This is a genomic window from Vibrio chagasii, from assembly GCF_024347355.1.
GTDB lineage: Bacteria > Pseudomonadota > Gammaproteobacteria > Enterobacterales > Vibrionaceae > Vibrio > Vibrio chagasii.
In genome coordinates this window covers 448,448-472,798 of record NZ_AP025465.1, presented here as the reverse complement: position 1 = coordinate 472,798, position 24,351 = coordinate 448,448, and the positions used below count along the sequence as shown (strand labels likewise).

At 45.4% G+C, this 24,351-nt stretch carries 22 protein-coding genes; 6 read left to right on the top strand and 16 right to left on the bottom strand.

Annotation, left to right across the window (positions count from 1 at the left end; genetic code table 11):
• Complete coding sequence (locus tag OCV52_RS02125; RefSeq protein WP_004729817.1) at positions 1 to 591, top strand: phosphoheptose isomerase; 591 nt, start codon at positions 1 to 3, stop codon at positions 589 to 591.
• Positions 592 to 607: 16 nt separating this feature from the next.
• Entirely contained in the window at positions 608 to 1,213 is a 606-nt protein-coding gene (locus OCV52_RS02120; protein WP_061033385.1) for a BON domain-containing protein, read from the top strand.
• 98 nt (positions 1,214 to 1,311) lie between these two features.
• Here the strand turns inward: OCV52_RS02120 and sspB are convergent, their stop codons facing one another.
• The 8 genes from sspB to zapE all read right to left on the bottom strand — a co-directional run bounded on the left by sspB (position 1,312) and on the right by zapE (position 7,653).
• Positions 1,312 to 1,791: a ClpXP protease specificity-enhancing factor gene (gene sspB / locus OCV52_RS02115; RefSeq protein ID WP_102423065.1), complete on the bottom strand. Its 480-nt coding sequence runs from the start codon at positions 1,789 to 1,791 to the stop codon at positions 1,312 to 1,314.
• Between the two features lie 20 nt (positions 1,792 to 1,811).
• Complete coding sequence (gene sspA, locus OCV52_RS02110; RefSeq protein ID WP_004740754.1) at positions 1,812 to 2,447, bottom strand: stringent starvation protein SspA; 636 nt, start codon at positions 2,445 to 2,447, stop codon at positions 1,812 to 1,814.
• A gap of 97 nt (positions 2,448 to 2,544) precedes the next feature.
• Positions 2,545 to 3,282, bottom strand: a complete 738-nt coding sequence (locus OCV52_RS02105; RefSeq protein ID WP_137407862.1) for a cytochrome c1 — start codon at positions 3,280 to 3,282, stop codon at positions 2,545 to 2,547.
• Positions 3,279 to 4,544, bottom strand: a complete 1,266-nt coding sequence (locus OCV52_RS02100; protein ID WP_063523419.1) for a cytochrome b — start codon at positions 4,542 to 4,544, stop codon at positions 3,279 to 3,281. Before OCV52_RS02100 ends, OCV52_RS02105 begins: the two co-directional genes overlap by 4 nt.
• Complete coding sequence (gene petA / locus OCV52_RS02095; RefSeq protein WP_063523420.1) at positions 4,544 to 5,134, bottom strand: ubiquinol-cytochrome c reductase iron-sulfur subunit; 591 nt, start codon at positions 5,132 to 5,134, stop codon at positions 4,544 to 4,546. Before petA ends, OCV52_RS02100 begins: the two co-directional genes overlap by 1 nt.
• A gap of 331 nt (positions 5,135 to 5,465) precedes the next feature.
• Positions 5,466 to 5,858, bottom strand: coding sequence for a 30S ribosomal protein S9 (rpsI, locus tag OCV52_RS02090; protein WP_004740758.1), 393 nt, complete (start codon positions 5,856 to 5,858; stop codon positions 5,466 to 5,468).
• Between the two features lie 15 nt (positions 5,859 to 5,873).
• On the bottom strand, positions 5,874 to 6,302 hold the full coding sequence (rplM, locus tag OCV52_RS02085) for a 50S ribosomal protein L13 (RefSeq protein WP_004740759.1): 429 nt from the start codon (positions 6,300 to 6,302) through the stop codon (positions 5,874 to 5,876).
• Between the two features lie 247 nt (positions 6,303 to 6,549).
• Complete coding sequence (gene zapE, locus OCV52_RS02080; RefSeq protein ID WP_137407861.1) at positions 6,550 to 7,653, bottom strand: cell division protein ZapE; 1,104 nt, start codon at positions 7,651 to 7,653, stop codon at positions 6,550 to 6,552.
• Positions 7,654 to 7,872: 219 nt separating this feature from the next.
• Here zapE and zapG point away from each other — a divergent pair, with 219 nt between their 5' ends.
• From zapG to degS, 3 genes are all read left to right on the top strand, one after another.
• Positions 7,873 to 8,328, top strand: coding sequence for a Z-ring associated protein ZapG (gene zapG, locus OCV52_RS02075; RefSeq protein ID WP_004740761.1), 456 nt, complete (start codon positions 7,873 to 7,875; stop codon positions 8,326 to 8,328).
• A 127-nt stretch (positions 8,329 to 8,455) separates the two neighbouring features.
• Positions 8,456 to 9,811: a DegQ family serine endoprotease gene (locus OCV52_RS02070; protein ID WP_102423066.1), complete on the top strand. Its 1,356-nt coding sequence runs from the start codon at positions 8,456 to 8,458 to the stop codon at positions 9,809 to 9,811.
• A 160-nt stretch (positions 9,812 to 9,971) separates the two neighbouring features.
• The gene (gene degS, locus OCV52_RS02065; protein WP_137407860.1) at positions 9,972 to 11,036 is read left to right on the top strand and encodes an outer membrane-stress sensor serine endopeptidase DegS; all 1,065 of its coding nucleotides are present in this window, start codon (positions 9,972 to 9,974) and stop codon (positions 11,034 to 11,036) included.
• A gap of 104 nt (positions 11,037 to 11,140) precedes the next feature.
• On the opposite strand, the gene parC is transcribed toward degS, so the two are convergent.
• The 6 genes from parC to nudF form a co-directional block, all read right to left on the bottom strand.
• Positions 11,141 to 13,399 (bottom strand): DNA topoisomerase IV subunit A, encoded by a 2,259-nt coding sequence (parC, locus tag OCV52_RS02060; RefSeq protein ID WP_102423068.1) that lies wholly within the window; start codon positions 13,397 to 13,399, stop codon positions 11,141 to 11,143.
• Positions 13,400 to 13,402: 3 nt separating this feature from the next.
• A complete protein-coding gene (gene parE, locus OCV52_RS02055) occupies positions 13,403 to 15,283 on the bottom strand; it encodes a DNA topoisomerase IV subunit B (RefSeq protein WP_137407859.1) in 1,881 nt (626 codons plus the stop codon).
• A gap of 240 nt (positions 15,284 to 15,523) precedes the next feature.
• Positions 15,524 to 16,129: an esterase YqiA gene (yqiA, locus tag OCV52_RS02050; RefSeq protein ID WP_137407877.1), complete on the bottom strand. Its 606-nt coding sequence runs from the start codon at positions 16,127 to 16,129 to the stop codon at positions 15,524 to 15,526.
• A gap of 15 nt (positions 16,130 to 16,144) precedes the next feature.
• A complete protein-coding gene (gene cpdA / locus OCV52_RS02045) occupies positions 16,145 to 16,969 on the bottom strand; it encodes a 3',5'-cyclic-AMP phosphodiesterase (protein ID WP_102423070.1) in 825 nt (274 codons plus the stop codon).
• A 59-nt stretch (positions 16,970 to 17,028) separates the two neighbouring features.
• A complete protein-coding gene (locus OCV52_RS02040) occupies positions 17,029 to 17,469 on the bottom strand; it encodes a DUF1249 family protein (RefSeq protein ID WP_004740768.1) in 441 nt (146 codons plus the stop codon).
• A gap of 4 nt (positions 17,470 to 17,473) precedes the next feature.
• Entirely contained in the window at positions 17,474 to 18,103 is a 630-nt protein-coding gene (gene nudF / locus OCV52_RS02035; protein ID WP_137407858.1) for an ADP-ribose diphosphatase, read from the bottom strand.
• A 227-nt stretch (positions 18,104 to 18,330) separates the two neighbouring features.
• Between nudF and tolC the strand changes: the two genes are divergently transcribed.
• Entirely contained in the window at positions 18,331 to 19,650 is a 1,320-nt protein-coding gene (tolC, locus tag OCV52_RS02030) for an outer membrane channel protein TolC (protein WP_137407857.1), read from the top strand.
• Between the two features lie 109 nt (positions 19,651 to 19,759).
• Here the strand turns inward: tolC and hldE are convergent, their stop codons facing one another.
• The gene (hldE, locus tag OCV52_RS02025; protein WP_102424993.1) at positions 19,760 to 21,190 is read right to left on the bottom strand and encodes a bifunctional D-glycero-beta-D-manno-heptose-7-phosphate kinase/D-glycero-beta-D-manno-heptose 1-phosphate adenylyltransferase HldE; all 1,431 of its coding nucleotides are present in this window, start codon (positions 21,188 to 21,190) and stop codon (positions 19,760 to 19,762) included.
• Between the two features lie 120 nt (positions 21,191 to 21,310).
• Positions 21,311 to 24,160, bottom strand: a complete 2,850-nt coding sequence (gene glnE / locus OCV52_RS02020; protein ID WP_137407856.1) for a bifunctional [glutamate--ammonia ligase]-adenylyl-L-tyrosine phosphorylase/[glutamate--ammonia-ligase] adenylyltransferase — start codon at positions 24,158 to 24,160, stop codon at positions 21,311 to 21,313.
• Between the last annotated feature and the right edge of the window lie 191 nt (positions 24,161 to 24,351).

Below are 24,351 nucleotides of genomic sequence, written 5' to 3'. Positions count from 1 at the left end.
ATGCTAGACAGCATTAAAGAAAGTTTTACAGAAAGTATTCAAATCCAAATTGCGGCTGCAGAAGCACTACCAGATGCAATCACGCACGCCGCTCAAGCTATGGTTGCTACCTTGCTCAACGGAAACAAAATCCTATGTTGTGGTAATGGTGGATCCGCATCAAACGCTCAGCAATTTGTATCATGCCTACTTAACCGTTTTGAAACCGAGCGCCCTAGCCTACCAGCAATGGCCCTTACCGCTGATAACACCACGCTTACTGCGGTTGCAAACGACTACCACTACGAAGAGATCTTCTCTAAGCAGGTGCGTGCGTTTGGTCAAACGGGTGATATTTTACTGGCTATCTCGACTAGCGGTAACAGCAAGAACATCATTAAGGCGATGGAAGCAGCGGTAACTCGTGACATGACTATCATCGCCTTTACCGGTAAAGATGGTGGTGAAATGGCAGGTTTGCTTGGTGAGCACGATGTAGAAATTCGTATCCCGTCACACCGCACAGCGCGCATTCATGAAGTGCACATGGTGACACTACACTGCCTATGTGACCTAATCGATCAAGTACTCTTCCCTGCTCACGAAGAGTGATATACGGAGCATCACAATGAAATCATTTACCTCTAAGACGCTATTGAAGCTGATTAGTGTTTCGCTACTTACACTATCTTTGTCTGGTTGTGCTGGCATTTTCATTGCTGGTGCAGCAACCACTGCAAACATTGTCACTGACACGCGAACCACTAAAGAGATTTGGAACGACAACAATATCGAATTTGAAGTCGCAGCCATCACTAACAAACAGCCATACCGTGGTAGCGTTCGTGTCACAGCAAGCTCTTATCGCGGCTCGGTGGTATTAATGGGCCAAGCAACAACAGATGCTGAACGCCGCTCTTTTGAGAGCCAAGCGAAAGATGTACCTGGCGTCGACACGATTCACAATCAGATTCGCGTGAAAGAGCCTCTCTCTGTTAGCGCTATCAGCAAAGACAGCTGGATTACCACGAAAGTGAAATCGGCTCTGCTCGCTAATTCTGAGCTGAACGGCATCAAGGTGAAAGTCATCACTGAAGATTCAGAAGTATTCTTACTGGGCTTAGTATCTCGTGAACACGCAGATATCGCGACGGAAGTTGCACGCAACATTTCCGGTGTGAAGCAGGTAATCCGAGCATTTGAATATGGTGAAGAAGAGACAGCCGTTAACTAGCGATTAAGCTAAAACTGCAAAGAAATCAGCAGGTAACAGAAAAGAAAAAAGCAGCGATGAGTCGCTGCTTTTTATTGAGTCGTTACTTATAACTAACGTTATTTGATAACACGAAGGCTTGGACGACCTTTCGCCGGGCGAGGTGGCTCAGGATCTGAGTCTGGCTCTTCAGCTTCTGGTTCCGCCGTTGCAACACTCAAAGATGGGCCTTTTTCTGGCTCTTCGAAAGGACTTTCTTCTATCCCTTCTTCGAACGATTCCATGTAAGCCTCTTCAGGTTCAAACATGGTACCTGCACCATTCTCACGAGCGTAAATCGCTTGTACAGCATAAAGTGGAACGATCACAGAGTGAGGACGACCACTAAAACGAGCGCTAAACGTCACAGCTTCGTTACCCAGCTCAAGTTGTCCAACTGCACGAGGTGCGATGTTCAGAATGATCTGACCGTCTTGAACAAACTCTTCTGGAACTCGCACGCCTGGTAGTGTTGCTTCAACTACAAGGTGTGGAGTCAATTCGTTATCAACCAGCCAATCATAGAATGCACGAAGCATGTATGGTCGGCGTGGTGTCATATTTGAGATATCCATAACGCTTAGCGAACTAGTCGCATCTCGCGCTCAGCTTCCGTTAAAGAAGCTAGGAATGAATCACGTTCAAATACGCGGTTCATGTAAACTTTAAGTTCTTTAGAACCCGGGCCAATTAGCTCGATACCAAGCTCAGGTAAACGCCATAGTAGCGGAGCAAGGTAGCAATCGATTAGGCTGAATTCTTCGCTCATGAAGTACTCGTACTCTGCGAAGATAGGAGCTAGAGTCAGTAGATCGTTACGTAGTTTAGTACGTGCCGCTTCAGATTCTTCAGCGTTGCCTTTAACGATCTTCTCTGCAACTGAGTACCAGTTGCGCTCAATACGGTACATCATTAGACGGCTATTACCACGAGCAACCGGGTATACAGGCATCAATGGTGGATGAGGAAAACGCTCATCTAGGTATTCCATGATGATCTTAGAGTCGTAAAGAGCAAGCTCACGATCAACAAGAGTTGGTACTGATTTGTACGGGTTCAGTTCAACAAGCTCTGCTGGAAGATTTTTTTCATCAACCAACTCAACTTCAACACTTACGCCTTTTTCAGCAAGAACGATGCGCACCTGATGGCTATACATATCAGAAGCACTTGAGAAAAGAGTCATTACAGAACGTTTATTGGCAGCTACAGCCATGGAGCCCTCCAGTACACTTTAAATAAAAACAATGGAGGCCTAAAGCCTCCATTGAACATTAACATAATTTGGAAATTAGCAAGGTATTATAGCACAATTAGTGCACATCACGCCAATACTCTTTCTTCAGCAGAATCACAATGATAGTGAAGATTACTAAGAAAGCCATTACCCACCAACCCAGAGCATGACGCTCAAGTTGAACAGGGTCGCCCGAGTAAACTAGGAAGTTAACTAGGTCGCGAACCGCTTCATCGTATTCACCAGCACTTAGTTCACCAGAGCCATCAGTCTCAGTAGCAACAACCACTGTTACTTCTTCGCCATCTACAATGTGAGTATCGTAGATTGGTGTAGGGATACCTTGCAGCTCTTCAAGAACGTGCGGCATACCAACACTTGGGAAAACAATGTTGTTCACGCCAAATGGACGAGACGGGTCTTCATAGAAAGTACGAAGGTACGTGTATAGCCAATCTGCCCCACGAACACGAGCAACCAAAGTTAGATCTGGTGGCGGAGCACCAAACCAACTTGCCGCTTGCTCAGAAGGCATCGCATTAACCATTAAGCTACCAATTTTCGCTTCAGGGTCGAAAATCAGATTTTCTTTCATTAGATCTACAGGGATCTCTAAGTCATTCGCAACACGTTCATAACGTTGGTACTGCGTCGAGTGACAACCGAAACAGTAGTTCATGAACATCTTAGCGCCATTTTGCAATGAGGCTTTGTCCGTTAAGTCATTGTTCGCTTTGTCTAATGGTACGTTTGCACCCGCTGCCATCGCCAAAGACGGCAACATAGCGAATAAAATTACAATCCACTTTTTCATTTGAATGTCACCCTTTCTGGTAATGGTTTCGTCGCTTCATTTTTACTGTAGAACCACAGTAGAACGAAGAACATGAAGTAACCTAAGCTAAAGATTTGTGCTAGTAGCGTGTAAGTTGGCGTTGCTGGAAGCGCACCAAGTACACCAAGCGCAATAAAGCTTATTGTGAATTGGATGATATTGATCAAATGCAATTTGCTACGGTAACGGTACGAACGTACTTTACAACGGTCAAACCACGGTAGTAGGAATAGCACAACAATTGATGCGCCCATCGCTACAACACCTAGCAGCTTGTCAGGAACCGCACGTAGGACTGCGTAGAAAGGCGTAAAGTACCATACAGGAGCGATGTGCTCAGGTGTCTTCAGTGGGTTCGCAGCTTCAAAGTTAGGCGGCTCAAGGAAATATCCACCCATTTCAGGGTTGAAGAACAGCACGTAACAGAACAAGAATAGAAAACCAGCAACACCTACCATATCTTTCACAGTCCCGTATGGGTGGAAAGGAATAGAGTCGATGATGTCGTATTTCTTCGTATAATCCTTGTGGAATGGGAACTGAGTTTTGTAGCCGTCGCCCATTGTACCCTTAGGAAGTTTAGTCTCGATACCGTCTGGGTTATTCGAACCAACCTCGTGCAGTGCTAGTACGTGAAGTACGATAAGCAGTAGAAGTACGATTGGTAGCGCGATAACGTGCAGTGCGAAGAAACGGTTCAACGTTGCACCAGAGATGATGTAATCACCACGGATCCAAAGCGTTAGGTCATCACCGATAACAGGAATCGCACCAAACAGAGAAATGATTACCTGAGCACCCCAGTAAGACATTTGACCCCATGGGAGTAGGTAACCCATGAAAGCCTCGGCCATAAGCACCAAGAAGATCAACATACCGAAGATCCAAAGTAACTCACGAGGTTTTTGGTAAGAACCGTAGATTAGACCACGGAACATGTGCAGGTAGATAACTACGAAGAATGCCGAAGCACCCGTCGAGTGCATGTAACGTAGTAACCAACCGTATTCTACGTCACGCATGATGTATTCAACTGAAGCAAACGCACCATCACCAGACGGTACGTAGTTCATTGTTAACCAAATACCAGTCAGGATTTGGTTAACCAATACCAACATTGCCAAAGAACCGAAAAGGTACCAAAAGTTAAAGTTCTTAGGCATTGGGTATTCAGATAAGTGCTTTTTGTAAGCATTCATCGCGGGTATACGTTTTTCAACCCAGTCTAGTAGTCCTTGCATTATGCATCTCCCTCGTCAATACCGATCAGGATCTTGGTGTCGCTTAAATACATATGCTTTGGCACAACAAGGTTCAATGGTGCAGGCACGCCTTGGAATACTCGACCAGCCATATCAAATTTCGAACCATGACACGGACAGAAGAAACCAGACTTAACACCTTGTACTTGTTCTGCGAAAGAATCTGGTAGATAAGTCGGAGAACAACCTAAGTGCGTACAGAAACCAACAGCAACGAAGAATTCCGGCTTAATTGAACGGAATTCGTTCTGTGCGTATTCTGGTTGTTGTTCAGTTTCAGATTGAGGATCACGAAGTTGACCACCGATAGATTTTAGGTTTTCTAGTACCGACTCAGCACGGCGTACAACCCAGACAGGTTTACCTTGCCACTCGACACGAACCATTTGTCCCGGTTCTAACTTGCTGACTTCCACTTCCACCGGTGCACCCGCAGCTTTCGCCTTGGCACTCGGATTCCATGATTTAATAAAAGGCACGGCTACAGCAGCAGCTCCCAAACCACCAACAACGGCTGTTGTTGCGGTTAAGAAACGCCTGCGACCGTTATTTAAAGGCGCGTTGCTCATCCAAACATTCTCCCATTTGCTCCTTGTGGATTAAAATTATTCCGATTAAAGAGCATGGCTAACAAAATATGTATTTAGTTCTATTTATTGACGGCAAATGATAAATAAAACCCTACTTTTTGACAAGATAAAGCTACCTTTTTGTAACAATCATGAGGCAAAGCGCACATTGAGTTACAAAAGCTTTCAAAATACAAGAATTTGGAAATAAAACGAGAGGGGAAAAGCATTTAGCAGGGGGGAGAAAAACAAAAAGCCCGGCATATAGCCGAGCTTTGAACCACAATTCCAGTAATAAAACTGGGAGCGTATACTTTTTCGTAAAGAAAAATTAACGCTTAGAGAATTGAGGTTTACGACGTGCTTTACGTAGACCAACTTTCTTACGTTCAACGCAACGAGCGTCACGAGTAACGTAGCCAGCTGCACGTAGAGCAGGACGTAGAGTTTCATCGTACTCCATAAGAGCGCGAGTGATACCGTGGCGAATTGCGCCAGCTTGACCAGAAATACCACCACCAGAAACAGTGATGTAAAGGTCAAGTTTCTCAGTTAGTTCAACTAGCTCAAGAGGTTGCTTAACAACCATACGAGAAGTTGGACGACCGAAGTAAACATCAAGGCTACGCTTGTTGATTACGATCTCACCAGAACCTGGTTTGATGAAAACACGAGCTGCTGAGCTTTTGCGACGACCAGTGCCGTAGTATTGATTCTCTGCCATTTTCATAATCCCCAATTAGATGTCTAGTACTTGTGGTTGTTGAGCAACATGGTTGTGCTCAGCACCAGCGTATACTTTTAGCTTACGGTACATAGCGCGGCCTAGAGGACCACGTGGAAGCATACCTTTAACAGCTAGTTCTAGAACCATTTCTGGTTTCTTGTCGATCAGCTTTTCGAAAGTGATAGACTTAAGACCACCTGGGAACTCAGAGTGACGGTAGTAAACCTTACCCTTAGCTTTGTTACCAGTTACAGCAACTTTCTCAGCGTTAACAACGATGATGTAATCACCAGTGTCTACGTGAGGAGTGTATTCTGCTTTGTGCTTACCACGAAGGCGAGAAGCGATTTCACTTGCTAGACGACCAAGAGTTTTACCTTCAGCGTCTACAACATACCAGTCGCGTTTTACAGTTTCTGGTTTAGCAACGAAAGTTTTCATGCTAATAATTACCTATTTAAAAAATTTACACTTAAGGAATACTCGCGTATTCCCACTGTCTAAGAGTCACCATTCATCACCCCTTCGAGTGTTGGAAAACTCTTGGCATAACGTGATTTAACTCATCGTTAGAGGCCCGCAGTAACGGTAGGTCGCAGGATTATAGAGAAGAGCGAAGAAAAAATCACCTCTTTTTGAACAAAATCACGATTTTTTTATTTCTACTTCTCAATCGAGATAATCCTAGCTAACTCAAGTGCTCTTTTGCTAAATATTCATGGCTCTGCATTTCAATTAAACGCGACTGACAACGTTTAAATTCGAACTCTAGCTGGCCGTGGGTATATAAATTTTCAAGCTCTACTTCCGCAGAAATAATCAGCTTTACATTGCGCTCATAGAACTCGTCCACTAGTGCGATAAAACGTCTTGCTGCGTCATCAGAAGTCGCGCCCATTTGCAGTACATCAGCCAAGAGAACCGTGTGGTAAACGCGCGACAGTTCAATATAATCATTCTGGCTTCGAGCCGACTGACAAAGCTGAGCAAAGGTACCATGCAACACGCCATCGCTTGCTTCGATAACAGCTAACTGACGATGATTCACTTCAATCTGCTTGAGTCTCTCTTTATCTTCCCCAACCAGTTGGTTGTAGTACTTTTCAAGATTGATGTTCGCTTGGCTATCGAGTGGATAGTGATATATCTCAGCCTGCTCTAGGGTACGTAGACGATAATCAATGCCGCTGTCTACATTGAGAATATGACAGTTGTCTTGAATCAGCTTAATCGCAGGTAAGAAACGCGCACGTTGTAGACCATTACGATACAGGTCTGCAGGAGGAATATTTGAGGTCGCAACTAAGATAACGTTTCGTGCGAATAACTCTTGGAATAAGGTTCCTAAGATCATCGCGTCGGTTATATCTGAAACAAAGAACTCATCGAAACAGATAATGTCCGCCTCTTGCTTCAACTTATCAGCAACCAAAGGCAGAGGATCACTCACATTGCCCAGCGCCTTTAATTCGTCATGCACTCGATACATAAAACGATGAAAGTGCACTCGCATTTTTTTAGTGGTCGGTAAGGCATCGTAGAACGTATCCATCAGATAAGTTTTACCGCGCCCTACACCGCCCCAAAAGTAGAGCCCTTTAGGTGGCGTTGGTAGCTCTGGCTTTTTACCGAGCAATTTCTGAAATCGAGTCAATTGAGGAATAGGAGTATTCACATAATCTTGGAACTGATGAAAAAGTTCATCTAAAGATTTAACGGCTTGCTCTTGTGCTGGATCTCTTTGAAATCCATGCTCTTTTATATCTTGTTCGTATTTTTTGACGGGATTCATGACGACATTTCCACAATGAAAGCGATATCAGACAGCGAATAAAATTAAGCTCAAACAGTAAGGGACGTGACATTATGCGGCGAATAATGCAGCATTAAACTGCTAAGTAGCGCACATGCATTTCTCTTTATACTGCGGCTTTCTCATAGTACCATGGAGCCGTAGCACGTGTAACTAAGCAGTAACAAACATGTTAAAAAACAATAATAAGGAGCTGTTATGCCTTGGATGTATGCCATTGCCGGTTTACTAGTCGGAGTTATTCTAGGGGTCGCTATTTCTCGTCTCATGACACCTGAATACAAGAAGCAAAAGAACGTACAGAAAGAATTAGATAGCGCAAAGTTTGCCCTTGAACAGCAGCGACAAGAGCTGGCTGATCACTTTGCGAAATCAGCAGAGATGTTGGACACCTTAGGTAAGGACTACACAAAACTGTACCAACACATGGAAAAGACCAGCTCTGAGCTGATCCCTAACCTGCCAGAGCAAGACAACCCGTTTGTGAAGACAGCGGCTGCTCATTCAGAAAAGCCACAAGAAAAGTCGGCAAACAAAGAAGCAGCACTGGAAGAGCAACCTAAAGATTACGCGAATGGTGCGACTGGTTTATTTACCGAGCAGAAGAAAGAAATCATTGATGCTCCTGATGTAGTCACTGCAAAAGCATCATAAACATTTAACACTTAGGTGAACTTTACAAAGGTTTTTGAGTCATAACTTTCACTCAGGTCATTTGAAACTTCTCATACGTATTAAACGTAATGAGACGGGTAAGACCTTAACTAGAGAGGAGTTTATGATGAAAAAACCTTTGCTTGCTTTATCTGTACTGACTTTAAGCTTAAGTTCAATCATCACCCCCATTCAAGCAACCGCCGCACTACCATTAAGTGTAGGTAATGAACAATTACCAAGCCTTGCGCCTATGCTTGAACAAGTGACCCCCGCTGTGGTTAGTATCGCCGTTGAAGGCAAACAGGTACAACGTCAGCAAATCCCTGAACAATTCCAATTCTTTTTTGGCCCAGAGCAAACACGTGAGCGTCCATTTCGTGGATTAGGCTCAGGCGTGATCATTGACGCCAAGAAAGGCCATATCGTCACCAACTACCATGTAATTGATGGTGCTGACGATATCAAAGTAAGACTTCATGACGGTCGAGAATACGATGCTGAGCTTATCGGCGGTGACCAGATGTCTGATATTGCCCTCTTAAAATTAGAAAAAGCCAAGAACCTGACTCAGATAAAACTCGCAGACTCCGATAAGTTGAGAGTCGGTGATTTCACTGTGGCGATTGGTAACCCATTTGGACTTGGCCAAACCGTGACATCAGGTATCGTTTCTGCACTTGGACGAAGCGGCCTCAACCTCGAAAACTTCGAAAACTTCATTCAAACCGATGCCGCAATCAACAGCGGTAACTCAGGTGGTGCGCTAGTGAACCTAAATGGCGAGCTGATTGGTATCAACACAGCCATTCTTGGCCCTAACGGAGGGAATGTCGGTATCGGCTTTGCAATTCCATCCAACATGATGAAAAACCTAACAGAACAGATTATCGATTTCGGTGAAGTTAAACGCGGCATGCTTGGCGTTCAAGGTGGTGAGATCACCTCAGAGCTTGCAGAGGCATTAGGTTACGAGTCCAGTAAAGGCGCCTTCGTTAGCCAAGTTGTGCCAGACAGTGCCGCTGATGACGCTGGATTAAAAGCGGGTGACATTATCGTCTCTATTAATGGTAAGCGCATCGATACCTTCAGCGAGTTAAGAGCAAAAGTCGCAACGCTCGGTGCAGGCAAAGAGATCGAGTTAGGTGTCGTTCGCGATGGTAAGAATAAAACCTTCGATGTAACGCTGGGTGAGTCAACCAATAGCAAAACCAAAGCCGAGAAGCTTCACGAAGGGCTAACTGGCGCCGAGCTTACCAACACCACTAGCAATGACCCTGCAACAGGCGTGAAAGTATCCAGCGTTGCTCAAGGTTCACCAGCGGAAGCTTATCAACTTCTGAAAGATGACATCATCATTGGAGTAAACCGTCAGCCGGTTAAGAACCTCGCTGAATTTAGAGCGATTGTTGAAAAACAACCAGGCGTATTAGCACTCAATATCCAGCGAGGCGATAGAACCATCTACCTCGTAATTCGATAGCTACTTCGCTGACACAAACACAGGGAGACTTTGTAAGTTTGCTTTAAACTTACTCAGTCTCCCTTTTATTTAGATGAATCAAAATGCTATGCTTCACAAGTAATTCAAACTAGTCACCCATGCGTGGAGGCTCAACACCTTACCTGTCGAAGAGGGAAAAATGCTGTCCTTTCTATTTCGTTCTATTTCCCTTGGACTCGTTTCAGCGGCGCTGATTCTTCTAGCCTTTCCTAGCCTAAGGCTAGCCATTGTTGCAGATGTGACTAGCCCTAAAGTCGATAATATTGGCTCTCTTCAGATTTCATTTAATCAAGCGGTACGCCGCGCTGCGCCTGCTGTAGTGAATATTTACAGCCGTAAATACGCAGAAGGTGATCGTAACAAACTACTGACTCAAGGTTTGGGTTCGGGGGTTATTGTCAGCGAAAAAGGCTATATCATTACCAACTTCCACGTTGTGGCTCAAGCTGACCAAATTGTTGTGGCACTTCAAGACGGCCGAGTAGCTGCAGCACAGTTAGTTGGCTCAGATAAACGTACTGACATCGCGATACTCAGAGTCAGCGGCGACAACCTCCCGGTGATCCCACTCAACCCTAATTACAAAGCCAACGTCGGTGATGTAGTACTAGCTATCGGTAACCCATATAACCTAGGTCAAACCACCACCTTTGGTATCATCTCTGCGACTGGCCGCTCTTCGATCAGCGCTGACGGTCATCAAGCCTTTATTCAGACTGATGCAGCGATCAATGAAGGCAACTCTGGTGGAGCTCTGGTTAACTCTCAGGGTGAGTTAGTCGGCATCAATACCGCCTCTTTCCAACAAGCGACCGACATGGAAACCTACGGTATTTCATTTGCTATCCCCTACCCACTTGCCAATAAAATCATGGAAAAGATCATCGCTGATGGTCGTGTGATCCGTGGTTATATCGGCATCGACGGGCAAGACATCAACTCAGTCACTTCTCGCATGTTGGGTACTAAGAATATCGGTGGGATTGTTGTGTTGGGTATCGATCCAAATGGTCCGGCTGCGGATGCAGGTTTTGAAGCTCAAGATATTATTGTCAGCATCAACAATAATCAGGTAAATGGTCGCCAGAGCGTGATGGATATCGTTACCGATCTACGTCCAGGTACAGTGATCGATGTCGGCATCTTGCGCCAAGGTGAAAACAAGACTCTCAAAGTGACGATTGCTGAAGATACTCGCCTGTAGAGCAAACGCTAAAAGTAAGCGATTCAAAACAACTGACAGACAAATACAAAAAACCCAGCTCACAGGCTGGGTTTTCTTTTATCCGAAGATAGCATCAAATGTCTTTACGATTCACTTGGCTCTTCGATATCAATGCGAGTCACACGCTGTAGGCCTCTTGGCAGTAGACCGCCACGACGACCACGTTCACCACGGAAGTTTTCAAGGTCAGCCGGTTTTAAGCCAAGCTTACGTTTACCCGCGTAGATGGTCAGCGTTGCATTCTCAGGAATAGCCATCAGGTGCGATACAAACTCTTCACGCTCTTTAGCCTTCGCGGAAGGAATGTTGATGATCTTGTTACCCTTACCTTTGCTCAATTGAGGTAGGTCTTTTATTGGGAACAACAACATGCGGCCTTGGTTGGTAATCGCTAGAATCTGGTTACTTTCCAAATCAGCAATCGGACTAGGTGCCATCACTTCTGAAGATTGCGGCAGGTTAACCAGAGCTTTACCGCTCTTGTTCTTAGACAGCAGATCGCTACCCTTACAAACAAAGCCGTAACCAGCATCAGAGCCAACTAACCATAGCTGTTCATCTTCTCCCATCACCACTTGGCGAATAGAGGTGCCTGCGCTTATGTTCAAGCGACCGGTAATCGGCTCACCTTGACTTCGCGCAGATGGTAATGAATGAGACTCAAGGGAGTAACTTCTGCCATCACTACCAAGGAACACCGCTTGTTGATTACTCTTACCTTTAGCGCTCGCTAGGAATTTATCACCCGATTTGTAGTTCAAGCCTTCGGCGTCAACCTCATGCCCTTTCGCATGACGAATCCAACCTTTCTCAGACAGCACAACAGTAATTGGTTCGCTAGGTACCAAATCACGCTCAGTCATCGCTTTTGCTTCAGCACGTTCAACTAATGGAGAACGACGGTCATCACCGTATTTATCGGCGTCAGCTTGAATTTCTTTCTTGATAAGTGTGTTTAGACGACGCTCAGAGCCCAGTAGCTTCTCTAGCTTCTCACGCTCTTTCTCTAGTTCATCTTGCTCGCCGCGGATTTTCATCTCTTCCAGCTTAGCAAGGTGACGAAGTTTAGTATCAAGGATAGCGTCAGCTTGAATTTCCGTAATACCAAAGCGCTCCATTAGAACCGCTTTAGGGTCATCCTCAGTTCGGATGATCTCAATTACTTCATCAAGGTTGAGGTAAGCAACCAGCAAACCTTCCAAGATGTGTAGGCGAGCTAGTACTTTATCTAAACGGTGTTGCAGACGACGGCGAACCGTTGTGCGACGGAACTCAATCCACTCTTTCAGAATTTGAACTAGGCCTTTAACTTGAGGGCGATTGTCTAAGCCAATCATGTTCAAGTTAACACGGAAGTTCTTCTCAAGATCTGTCGAAGCAAACAGGTGACTCATCAGTTGATCACAATCGATACGATTCGAACGAGGCACCACTACGATACGAGTTGGGTTCTCGTGATCGGATTCATCGCGCAAGTCATCAACCATTGGCAGCTTCTTAGCGCGCATCTGGTTAGCGATTTGCTCAAGTAGCTTAGCGCCCGATACTTGGTGAGGCAGAGCTGTGATAACAATATCAGAGCCTTCTTTGTGCCAAACCGCACGCATCTTGATGCTGCCACGACCCGTTTTGTAGATCTTTTCGATATCCGACTTCGGAGAAATAATCTCAGCTTCTGTTGGATAATCAGGGCCTTGGACGCTTTCCATGATGTCTGATAGCTCAGCTTTCGGGCTATCGATTAGCTTAATCGTCGCATCAGCAATCTCACGCACGTTATGTGGTGGGATATCTGTCGCCATACCTACCGCGATACCAGTAATACCGTTGAGTAGAATATGAGGCAGACGCGCGGGCAACATTTGTGGCTCTTTCATCGTGCCATCAAAGTTTGGTTGCCACTCAACCGTGCCTTGGCCTAATTCACCAAGCAGTACCTCAGCAAACTTAGACAGTTTCGCTTCGGTATAACGCATCGCTGCGAATGATTTCGGGTCATCGGGAGCACCCCAGTTACCTTGACCATCTACCAATGGGTAGCGGTAAGAGAACGGCTGTGCCATCAGTACCATGGCTTCGTAACATGCAGAATCACCGTGTGGGTGATACTTACCTAGTACGTCACCAACGGTACGTGCTGATTTTTTATATTTCGAAGCGGCAGATAGACCAAGCTCAGACATCGCATAAATAATACGACGCTGTACAGGCTTAAGACCGTCACCAATATAAGGCAATGCACGATCCATGATCACGTACATTGAGTAGTTTAAGTAGGCGTCTTCGGTGAACTTGCGCATTGGCAATTGTTCAACGCCATCAAATGTAATTTCGTTAGACATCCATTATACCTCGGCCATATCACCGTTAGTCTGTAGCCATGTACGGCGATCATCAGCGCGTTTTTTACCTAGCAGCATGTCCATCATCTCAAGTGTCGCTTCGTTATCGTCAATAGTTAATTGAACAAGGCGACGAGTATTTGGATCCATGGTGGTTTCACGTAGCTGAAGTGGGTTCATCTCACCCAGACCTTTGAATCGTTGTACGTTGATTTTGGATTTCTTCTTAGACAAGCGCTCAAGTACGCCATCCTTCTCATCGTCATCCAATGCGTAGAACACCTCTTTACCACAGTCGATACGATACAGTGGCGGCATTGCTACATAGATATGACCCGCTTCAACAAGTGCGCTGAAGTGACGAGTGAATAGTGCACATAGTAGTGTCGCGATATGAAGTCCATCCGAGTCCGCATCGGCAAGGATACAAATCTTACCGTAACGCAGGCCTGATAAATCGTCGTTGTCTGGGTCAATACCCAAAGCCACTGAGATATCATGAACTTCTTGAGAGGCCAATACTTGGTCTGCAGACACTTCCCATGTATTTAGGATTTTACCGCGCAATGGCATTACTGCTTGGAACTCACGATCGCGAGCTTGCTTAGCAGAACCACCCGCCGAGTCCCCTTCCACGAAGAAGATTTCAGTGCGATTCAAATCTTGTACCGAACAGTCCGTTAGCTTACCTGGTAGTGCAGGGCCAGACGCGACTTTCTTACGTACTACTTTCTTACTGGCACGCATACGACGGTGCGCATTCGCAATACAAGCTTCCGCTAACTGCTCCGCCAGTTGTGGTTTTTCATTCAACCACAGGCTGAAGGCATCTTTTACGACACCAGAAACAAATGCTGCGGTTTGACGAGAAGATAAACGCTCTTTTGTTTGACCTGCAAACTGAGGATCTTGCATCTTCACCGATAGCACGTATGAACAGCGGTCGAAGATGTCATCACCCGTTAGCTTAACGCCACGTGGTAATAGATTACGGAATTCACAGAACTCACGCATTGCATCCAATAGACCTTGGCGTAGACCGTTTACGTGCGTACCGCCTTGTTTAGTCGGTACCAGGTTCACGTAACTCTCGGTGATCATATCGCCGCCTTCTGGCTGCCAGATGATCGCCCAGTTGGCCATTTCCGTTTCAGCAACGAATTCACCGACATAAGGCTCTTCAGGCAACAGGGTGTAACCTTTCACGCCTTCAGCAAGATAGTCTTTTAGACCATCTTCATAGAACCATTTGTGTTCTTCATTGTTCACTTTGTCGCTAAAGGTGATTTCCAACCCCGGGCAAAGTACCGCTTTCGCACGTAAATTGTTGATTAGACGAAGCGTTGAAAACTTAGAGCTATCGAAGTATTTAGGGTCAGGCCAGAAGTGTACTGATGTACCACTGTTGCGATGACCACAAGTGCCTGTAACCGTCAGTTCAGTAACCGCTTTACCATGCTCTAGAGCGATTTCATGAACTTCACCTTCACGGCGAACCGTAACCTCAACACGCTTAGACAGGGCGTTTACTACCGAGATACCTACACCGTGCAAACCACCAGAAAACTTGTAGTTGTTATTCGAGAACTTACCACCAGAGTGGAGCTTGGTTAGGATCAGCTCAACACCTGAGATACCTTTCTCTGGGTGGATATCAACAGGCATACCACGGCCATCATCGGTAACTTCTAATGATTGGTCTGCATGAAGCACAACTTTGATTTTCTTAGCGTGTCCCGCTAGAGCTTCATCGACCGAGTTATCAATGACTTCTTGGGCAAGGTGGTTCGGCCTTTCTGTCTCGGTATACATACCTGGGCGGTGTCGCACAGGGTCGAGACCTTCAAGTACCTCGAGGTCTTTTGCATTATATTGTTCAGTCATAATACGGAGTTTACTCAAAAAGTTTGCGTCAGTTCGCTGGCTCCAGTTTCACTAAAGCAGAATCATTACTATGAACCGTCATAGCAGAGCGAACGAGCGAAGTATTGGGGAATATAGTCTGGAAGCTGACTAATGATGTCAAGCTAGTTCAAAAACTAAGACATCAAACTATGATATTTCACCATTGATAGATGAAATAACAGGCAAAAAGAGAGACAACGACTCAGTGAAGAAAACAGGTTATAGGTTTAGAAAGGTGATGATTTGCTGTGGGTAGCGTTCAAAATCAACAAAGCTATGATCCCCACCCTCTTCTACTGTTTGGGTTGCACCTTGATACTTCTCTACCGCTTGTCGGTAATCCAGAACTTCATCTTCCGTTTGTTGAAGTAACCAGAAATCACTTGGCTTTGTGATAGCTGGAACATCTAATGCCTTCAACTCATCGATATGCTTAGTCTCTAAGACATATCGTTCATTTGTGTATGGGTTTACTTGCTCACCTAAGTAGTCGACAAGTAACTCATATGGTTTCACCGCAGGGTTTACTACAACCGCTTTAAAGCCATAGTGGCTGTTGAGCCAAGTTGAAAGATAGCCACCTAACGAGCTGCCAACCAACGCGATCTGGTACTGTTCTTTGTATTGTTCCACCAGCTGCTGCAGGTAAAGTGCAGCTTGCTGCGGGAAGCTAGGCAATTGAGGTGTTAGTACCTTAATATCCGCACGATGCTCGGCGCAATACTCAGTCATCACCGTCGCTTTGTGAGAGCGAGATGAACTGTTAAAACCATGAATATAGAGAAGCAGTGATGGTTTCGCAGTTTGCTCGATAGATTCAGACATCATTAGCAGCCTTCTTTAATAACCAGCGGCTTCAAAATCAGGTAAGAACTGCCCGTTAGGCAAGCGACGAACTTGAGTACTCACCGTACCGTCTTGATGCAATTCAATCTCTCTCCAACCAGGAGATAAAGTATCTACAGCGAAGTCATCTGAGTTCGGTTTGAACTGAACACAAGTCGACGGAGTTGCCATAACTTGTACACCATGGTGCTCTCGGTTCATGTCTTGATGAACATGACCACACAATACCGCTTTGACATTAGAATGCTGTTGAACCACATCCCAGAACTGATCTGCATCTTTCAAATTGTGTTGATCGAGCCATGCACTGCCGACTAGCAAAGGGTGATGGTGCAACAAAACCAAGGTATTGCGCTCAGGGAATTCCGCCAGCTTTTGCTCAAGCAAATCAAGTTGTTGATCGCTCAGGCGTCCGTGAGGTACGCCAACCACTTGAGAGTCCAACATGATCATTTGCCAACGCTCGCCCAGCAATACATGTTCGACACATTGAATCTGTGGTGATGGTAAAACACTGCCCATATTAGGCTTAAAATCATGGTTTCCAGGTAGCCAGTAACACGGTTTTTCTAAGGGTTGAATCCCTGATTCAAATTTCTGGTATGACTCTGCGCTGTGATCTTGAGAAATATCACCAGTCGCTAAGATCGCTTGATAGTCAAAGCCCTGACTAACAATGCCATCGACTACAGCACGAAAGCTATCTTGAGTGTTGATGCTTAGTAAGCTGCCATTGCTCGGCGCAAATAAATGCGTATCCGTTAGCTGCACAAGCTTAATACTGCTCTCATCAAATTTTGAAGTATGTGATAATTCCAAAATAACAAATCCAGATACGTTACTGTTTAGACGTTAAAAGTGTTCTTAAATAAGCTCAATTAAAAGGCAATAGGGCTACGGCTGATACCAGTTTTTAAACAAAACGTTAACCATTCCCCAAGAAATTTATTCAATTGAAATTTCTCATCCTTTTGCAGAAGTTTAGTGTTGGGATAGTCGTATTTCGCTTTAACTCGCGAAAAATCCCCACTAGCGCACACTTCTGCAACTCGAGCATCGTGATATAGCCTGACAGACATTTTTGGCAAAGGAAACACTGGCATCGCGTCACTCTGACATATATCTATTAATGTGGTGTATTTTGTGACCTCATTCACTGTCAATTGATACACCATATTAACGGCTTGGTAACAGCGGACATCACCAACCTCATGCCCAACCGGTAACAAAGCGTTGAGTTTGGCATAATTCGTCTCATAGACTCGCATCAATTCAGCAAGATCAACATGATACGGTTTTTTGACCGCTATATTTGGCATAACGTTAAGCCACCCACTCTGACTGTAATTCTTGGTAGTTCAATTGTAGCCATTGCAGCGCAATGATTGTGGCTCCATTTTCAAACACACCGTCTTTCACTAACTGATAAGCGGCTTCACGGCTCATCACTTGTACACGAATATCCTCACCTTCGTAATCCAATCCGTGCACCCCTTTGGCCGTGGTGGCATCCACACAGCCAACAAAAACATCTAGCTTTTCTGAGCAACCACCTGATGAAGGGTAATATGAAGTAATGGGCAACACAGTTCCGACTTCGACTCCGGCTTCTTCCATCGCTTCACGACGAGCCACATCTTGAGGCGACTCATCGGTATCAATGATCCCAGCAACAATTTCGTATTGCCAAGGGTTCTCATGCTCTAAAGCACCAACGCGGATCTGTTCAACGATCACCACTTCATCGCGCACAGGATCATAAGGTAGCAAAGCGACAGCATGACCACGCTCAAACATTTCACGTTCTATCGGTTGGCTCCAGCCTCCCTCAAACAGCTTATGCTTAAATGTGTACTTAACCATTTTGAAAAAACCACGAAACAGCGTCTCTTTTGAGACTATTTCCACATCTTGCGGAGTAAACTCATGTCGTTGATTGTCAGACTGTTGCATTTGGTACCTCACTAAGTGATCTTTATAGTTTACTCATTGTCCGAGTTAACTACCAAGGATAAGGTTCAACTTTTTATATAAAACTTACAATTAAAGTTAAGTTTCAAAAAATAAATATTGCACAAGTGGACAGTTAAATGTAAAAAAGTGCAAAGTTTCGAGTAAATTACCACCAAACTGGGTTAAACTCTTTTAAAGAAAATTCTATTAAAGGCAGGAATAGGAAAATGAAAAAACTGCTTCCACTATTTATCAGTGCAGCAATTGGCAGCCTGAGTTCATCAGCTTTCGCTGATACGCTAGCTGAAGTTTATGACCAAGCAAAACAGAACGACCCACAGCTTCTTCGTTCAGCAGCGCAGCGCGATGCCGCTTTTGAAGCAGTAACGTCAAGCCGTAGCTCTTTGTTACCGCAAATTAATCTAAAAGCAAGTTACGATATCAACCGTGGTGACCGCAATGATGATAGCAATGACAACAATCAATGGGAGGTTGGCATTGGGTTTAGCCAAGAGCTATACCAACGCTCTTCATGGATCACTCTAGATACCGCAGAGAAGTCGGCTCGCCAGGCTGATTCAGCATACGCGGCAGAACAACAAGCGTTAATTCTAAGAACAGCGACAGCTTACTTCGACGTACTTCGTGCTCAAGACAACCTAGAGTTTGTTCGTGCAGAAAAAGCAGCCGTTGCTCGTCAGCTTGAGCAAACGAAGCAACGCTTTGAAGTAGGTCTTTCTGCAATTACCGATGTACATGATGCACAAGCTCAGTTTGATGGTGTTTTAGCAGACGAAGTATTAGCAGAAAACACTTTGACTAATAGCTACGAAGGTTTACGTGAAATCACAGGCCAAGAGCACTCAGAGCTGAGCATCCTAGATACTGACCGCTTCTCTGCAAGCAAGTCCTCAGAATCAGCGGCAGCGCTTGTTGAACAGGCTGAGCAAAAGAACCTTAGCCTACTCGCTGCACGTATCTCTCAAGACGTAGCAAAAGACAACATCTCTCTAGCAAGCTCTGGTCACCTACCAAGCCTAACATTAGATGGCAACTATGGACTTGGAGAACAAACTAACAGCTCGAACAGCGGTCTAGATTACGATGCTGATAACCTGAATATTGGTTTGAACTTAGTTGTACCGCTATACTCGGGTGGTAACACAACTTCTTTGACTAAACAGGCTGAATACAACTACGTTGCAGCAAGTGAAGATCTAGAAGCAACTTACCGTAGCGTTGTTAAAGACGTACGTGCCTTTAACAACAACATCAGTGCTTCAATTGGTGCTCTACGCGCTTACGAACAATCAGTTGTTTCTGCTCAATCAGCTCTAGAAGCGACGGAAGCAGGTTTCGATGTAGGTACTCGTACTATCGTTGACGTACTAGATTCAACTCGTCGTCTTTACGATGCGAACAAGAACCTCTCAGACGCTCGTTACAACTACATCCTAAGTGTACTTCAGCTTCGTCAAGCCGTTGGTACGCTAAGCGAGCAAGACATCGTTGATGTAAACGCAGGTCTAAAAGTAGCAAGTAAGTAATTCTTAAATACTTACGTAAGTTACAGTTACAAAAATGCCGCTCATTGAGCGGCATTTTTATTATCTGTTCTAAAGCTAGCTGAGAAGTTTCAAGCTAAAAGGCGAAACGTTAACCTCGACCGCCTTTGATCGCTTTAATGATTTCAGTAGTCGAGCAACCATCTTCAAAGTTAAGTACTTTAACTTCACCACCAGCAGCAATCACTTCCGCACCACCTGCGATCTCTTCAGGCTTGTAATCACCGCCTTTCACTAAGATGCTTGGTAGTACTTCAGAGATCAAACGTTGAGGTGTGTCTTCAGAGAAAGGCACCACCCAGTCAACTGCACCTAAGCCCGCCAATACCGCCATACGACGATCAGTTGGGTTCACAGGACGACCAGGGCCTTTCAAACGCTTAACAGATTCGTCGGTATTAACGGCAACGATCAAACGGTCGCCCAGTTCAGCCGCATGGTTCATGTAAGAAACATGCCCCGCATGCAGAATATCAAAGCAGCCATTGGTCATAACGACCTTTTCACCTTTCGCGCGAGCACGTTTTACCGCCTCAACCAGTGCCGCTTCTGAGATCACACCGTAGTCTGTGTCTTGACTGCCGTGAATCGCTTCCGCTAGTTCAATAGTAGAAAGTGTCGATGTACCTAGCTTACCAACCACCACACCAGCTGCCGCGTTCGCTAATGCACACGCTTCATCCAATGGTTTACCGGCAGCAACAGAAGCAGCAAGAACGGAGATAACCGTATCACCAGCACCTGTCACGTCGTAAACTTCTTTCGCTTGAGTTGGCAAGTGGAATGGTGCCTGACCTTTACGTAGTAACGTCATACCATTTTCACTGCGAGTCACCAATAAAGCTTCAAAGTCATACCTCTCGATCAAGGCAATACCCTTCTCGATAAGATCTTCTTCTGATTTCACTTTACCTGCAACCAGCTCAAACTCTGCCATGTTTGGTGTAAGTAATGTCGCACCACGGTAGCGCTCTAAATCCGCACCTTTGGGATCGATGAATACAGGAACATTGGCTGCACGTGCTTTTTGAATGAAGCTCTGTACATGCTCTAATGCACCTTTCGCGTAATCCGACAAGATAACCGAACGTACATTTGGTAGGGCTTGCTCCATGCGAGACAGAATAAGCTCTGGGTTTGTGTTTTCGAATTTGTCTTCAAAATCAAGACGGATCAACTGCTGACCACGGCTCATCACTCGTAGTTTGGTGATGGTTGGATAGTCTTCTAACTCAACAAAATCACACTTAACCTTTAGCGCACCCAAGGTGTTTTTCAACACCTCAGCTGGTTCATCTTTACCAGTTAAACCAACAACATGAGCATGACCGCCAAGCGAGGCAATATTCATTGCTACGTTGGCAGCACCACCTGGACGCTCTTCGTTATTTTCTACTTTTACCACAGGCACTGGTGCTTCTGGTGAAATACGGCCAGTTGGACCATACCAGTAACGATCAAGCATGACGTCACCGACAATAAGAACACCTGATTGGCTGTAGTCAGGTAGAATTGGTTTCATTGTTGAGCTCCAAAAATCGAATCTGGCTAGAGTCTAGCACACTGATTACAGTGGCTAAACCATAGAAAAGTGAGTAAAGCCTATCTCGATAGGCACTGTGCTAGCTAAGCGAAAGACAAGTTACACTTCCATCCATTGCTTCCATGCGTGAACCACATGTTCCCTTTCCATTTCGAACTTATTAATTGCAACATCAGCATCAAGATTAAGTAGGTTACGATGGTGTATTTCATCGCGTAGCGTTGTGTAGGCATTGGTCAATGCCATGCCTTGTTGCTCGTCCATGATTCCTTGTGACATCAGACTCTCAAAGATTCTGACATTGTCACACCAACGTGTCAGCTTTGGCTTCTCGTGGCTGTATCGTAACACTAAGTATTGCGCTAAAAACTCAACATCAGTGATGCCACCAGCATCCTGTTTGAGCATGAATCGATCCGCTTTTTTGCCGCCAAGGTGATCACGCATTTTTTCTCGCATATCCACCACAGCTTTTTTCAACGTTGCTTCATCACGTGGCAAACACAACACCTCATGACGTGTTTTGTTGAATGCGGAAGCCAATTGCTCATCACCGTAGATCATACGAGCTCGAGTCAGTGCTTGATGCTCCCATGTCCATGCGTCGTTGTGCTGATACTCATCAAAGGCATCGGTTGGACTAACCAACAAGCCCGATACACCCGATGGACGCAAGCGAGTATCGACTTCATACAGGATTCCCGACGCGGTTCTGGTCGAGAAGATATGAATAATACGCTGAGCCAACCTTAGATAAAATTGGCGCCCATCAATCTCTTTCTTACCATCAGTATAGATGTGTACCGGACAGTCGTGCATAAACACAATATCGAGGTCTGAGTTGTAACCTAGCTCCCAGCCGCCCACTTTACCGTAGCCGACAACCGCAAAGCCGCGACCTTCACGGTCTTGAAGGTGAGTAGGCTCACCAAACTTAGCCGACACCTGTAACCAAGCTTGGTTTACGCCAGCTTCAACAATCGCTTCCGCTAAGTAAGTTAGGTGATCACTCACCTTCATAACTGGAAGCACACCCGCTATATCAGCCGCGGCAATTCTCAGGATACAAGTCTGCTTAAACTGACGCAGACCTTCCATCTGCTGTTCCATGTCGTCTTCAGGAATACGAGCAAGGTAATCACGTAATTCTGTCTTGTAAGACTCAAGTGGCACCGGATTATAGAGCTGCTGAGGGTCGATAAGTTCATCTAACAGAATTGGGTAACGTCCAAGCTGTTCTGAGATCATCGGGCTAGCGGTACACAAGCGAACCAGTTGAGTCAATGCAGCGGGGTGCTCATCGAGCAACTCTAGATAAGTGGTACGCGTGACAATTTTATGCAGTAAATGCAGTACTCGCGATAAGCCAAACTCAGCATCTTTAGCAGTATACAAGGCCTGAAAAACTTTCGGCATCAGTCGATTGAGAACTTCACGCCCACGCGGACCAAGGGTTTTCTTAGCGATATCCGCTTTAAATTGAATAATGGTTTTCGCCGCTTCAGGCGGATTGGCGATAGCAATATCATGCTCCAATACATGCTCGATAACATCCGGCTTATGGGCCATATCCCACAGCTCACTGAAGTGACTCGCGATTGAGTTAGCGTCCTCTTCATCAATTCCAATGAGCTCTTCGAACACGTTATGTACGTTTGCCATATGGGCGCGAGTTGCCGTAATCAAACTCTCCCAATCACTGAATTGCATGGCAACAGCAAGCTGAAATTGTTCAAACTCACCATCCGGCAACGTCTGAGTTTGCTTGTCAGCCATCGCTTGCAGTAGGTTTTCTAGGCGACGTAAAAACAGGTAAGCATCGCGCAGGTCAGTCACTTCTCCGGCTTCTAGCAGATGCAGAGAGTCAATGGCGGTTAACGTCTCTAAAAGCCCTCGTCCACGTAGGCTAGGCTCACGGCCACCACGAATCAGTTGGAAGACTTGTGCAATGAACTCAACCTCACGAATACCGCCTGAGCCGAGCTTGATATTATTGGATAAGCCACGACGACGCACTTCACTACTGATCATCGATTTCATGCGGCGCAAAGATTGAATTGCACTGAAATCGATATAGCGACGGAAGACAAACGGACGTAGCATCTTGCGCAACTCTTGATACTCTGGGTACATTTCACTGCCCATTACGCGCGCCTTAACCATCGCGTAACGTTCCCAGTCTCGCCCTTGTTCTTGGTAGTAATCTTCCAGAGCGGCGTAACTCATCACCAATGGTCCACTCTCGCCAAAAGGACGCAGACGCATATCGACGCGATAACAGAACCCATCAAAGGTTTGTTGATCGAGCGCCTTGATAATACGCTGCCCTAAGCGGGTAAAGAACTGCGCATTGGCGATACTGCGTCTTGCTCCTTGGGTTTCGCCATTTTCAGGGTAGGTAAAAATCAGGTCGATATCAGAAGAAAAGTTGAGTTCACCGCCACCAAGCTTACCCATGCCAATGATAAGCATCGGCTGTGCTTCACCCTGTTCATTACAAGGTGTGCCCCACTCTTTACAGCAAATGTCGTACTGCCATTGATAGGTCTCGAAGATCATCGCTTCGGCCAACATAGAGAGATGACTTAGGCTCTGTTCAAGCTCCCAAGAGCCCATAAAGTCACGCCATGCAATATAGGTCATTTCTCGATTACGGAATTGACGTAGCACTCGCTGACCGCTCATTTCGTCCGTACAATCAGAAAGCAGCTCAGCCAATCGTCCACGATACCCTTCAGCACGCTCCTCACATTCCAACATATCCGGTAGAGTCGTCGATAAAACCGTATCACGTTGTAAGCAATCACCAATAAAGCAGCTTAATCCTAAGACGCGTTTAAGGTCTTCAATTAGCGGCTCAGGCCAAGCATTAATGGCTTCACTTTGGTGCTCTAATAATTGCTCAAAAGCTGACTGCGAATGAGTGACGAGTTGAGGAGGCAATGGCATGTTTCTTCCTTGTATAAGCTGCGCGCGAACAATCAATTTGTTGGGGCAGTTTTTCAATAACGAGTTTTCATAACTAAAGATAGTTATACCAAAGTTACGCCAATAAAAAACGCCCACATCAGTAATGTGGGCGTTTTATCGGTTAACTTATCGAGTTAGGCCTTTCTCTCTAGAAAACAGGCACTAACAAC

Bases quoted from the DNA above. Each gene is read 5' to 3' on its own strand.
- OCV52_RS02125 (WP_004729817.1), top strand. From the start codon at position 1: ATGCTAGACAGCATTAAAGAAAGTTTTACAGAAAGTATTCAAATCCAA.
- OCV52_RS02120 (WP_061033385.1), top strand. From the start codon at position 608: ATGAAATCATTTACCTCTAAGACGCTATTGAAGCTGATTAGTGTTTCG.
- sspB (WP_102423065.1), bottom strand. From the start codon at position 1,791: ATGACACCACGCCGACCATACATGCTTCGTGCATTCTATGATTGGCTG.
- sspA (WP_004740754.1), bottom strand. From the start codon at position 2,447: ATGGCTGTAGCTGCCAATAAACGTTCTGTAATGACTCTTTTCTCAAGT.
- OCV52_RS02105 (WP_137407862.1), bottom strand. From the start codon at position 3,282: ATGAAAAAGTGGATTGTAATTTTATTCGCTATGTTGCCGTCTTTGGCG.
- OCV52_RS02100 (WP_063523419.1), bottom strand. From the start codon at position 4,544: ATGCAAGGACTACTAGACTGGGTTGAAAAACGTATACCCGCGATGAAT.
- petA (WP_063523420.1), bottom strand. From the start codon at position 5,134: ATGAGCAACGCGCCTTTAAATAACGGTCGCAGGCGTTTCTTAACCGCA.
- rpsI (WP_004740758.1), bottom strand. From the start codon at position 5,858: ATGGCAGAGAATCAATACTACGGCACTGGTCGTCGCAAAAGCTCAGCA.
- rplM (WP_004740759.1), bottom strand. From the start codon at position 6,302: ATGAAAACTTTCGTTGCTAAACCAGAAACTGTAAAACGCGACTGGTAT.
- zapE (WP_137407861.1), bottom strand. From the start codon at position 7,653: ATGAATCCCGTCAAAAAATACGAACAAGATATAAAAGAGCATGGATTT.
- zapG (WP_004740761.1), top strand. From the start codon at position 7,873: ATGCCTTGGATGTATGCCATTGCCGGTTTACTAGTCGGAGTTATTCTA.
- OCV52_RS02070 (WP_102423066.1), top strand. From the start codon at position 8,456: ATGAAAAAACCTTTGCTTGCTTTATCTGTACTGACTTTAAGCTTAAGT.
- degS (WP_137407860.1), top strand. From the start codon at position 9,972: ATGCTGTCCTTTCTATTTCGTTCTATTTCCCTTGGACTCGTTTCAGCG.
- parC (WP_102423068.1), bottom strand. From the start codon at position 13,399: ATGTCTAACGAAATTACATTTGATGGCGTTGAACAATTGCCAATGCGC.
- parE (WP_137407859.1), bottom strand. From the start codon at position 15,283: ATGACTGAACAATATAATGCAAAAGACCTCGAGGTACTTGAAGGTCTC.
- yqiA (WP_137407877.1), bottom strand. From the start codon at position 16,129: ATGTCTGAATCTATCGAGCAAACTGCGAAACCATCACTGCTTCTCTAT.
- OCV52_RS02040 (WP_004740768.1), bottom strand. From the start codon at position 17,469: ATGCCAAATATAGCGGTCAAAAAACCGTATCATGTTGATCTTGCTGAA.
- nudF (WP_137407858.1), bottom strand. From the start codon at position 18,103: ATGCAACAGTCTGACAATCAACGACATGAGTTTACTCCGCAAGATGTG.
- tolC (WP_137407857.1), top strand. From the start codon at position 18,331: ATGAAAAAACTGCTTCCACTATTTATCAGTGCAGCAATTGGCAGCCTG.
- hldE (WP_102424993.1), bottom strand. From the start codon at position 21,190: ATGAAACCAATTCTACCTGACTACAGCCAATCAGGTGTTCTTATTGTC.
- glnE (WP_137407856.1), bottom strand. From the start codon at position 24,160: ATGCCATTGCCTCCTCAACTCGTCACTCATTCGCAGTCAGCTTTTGAG.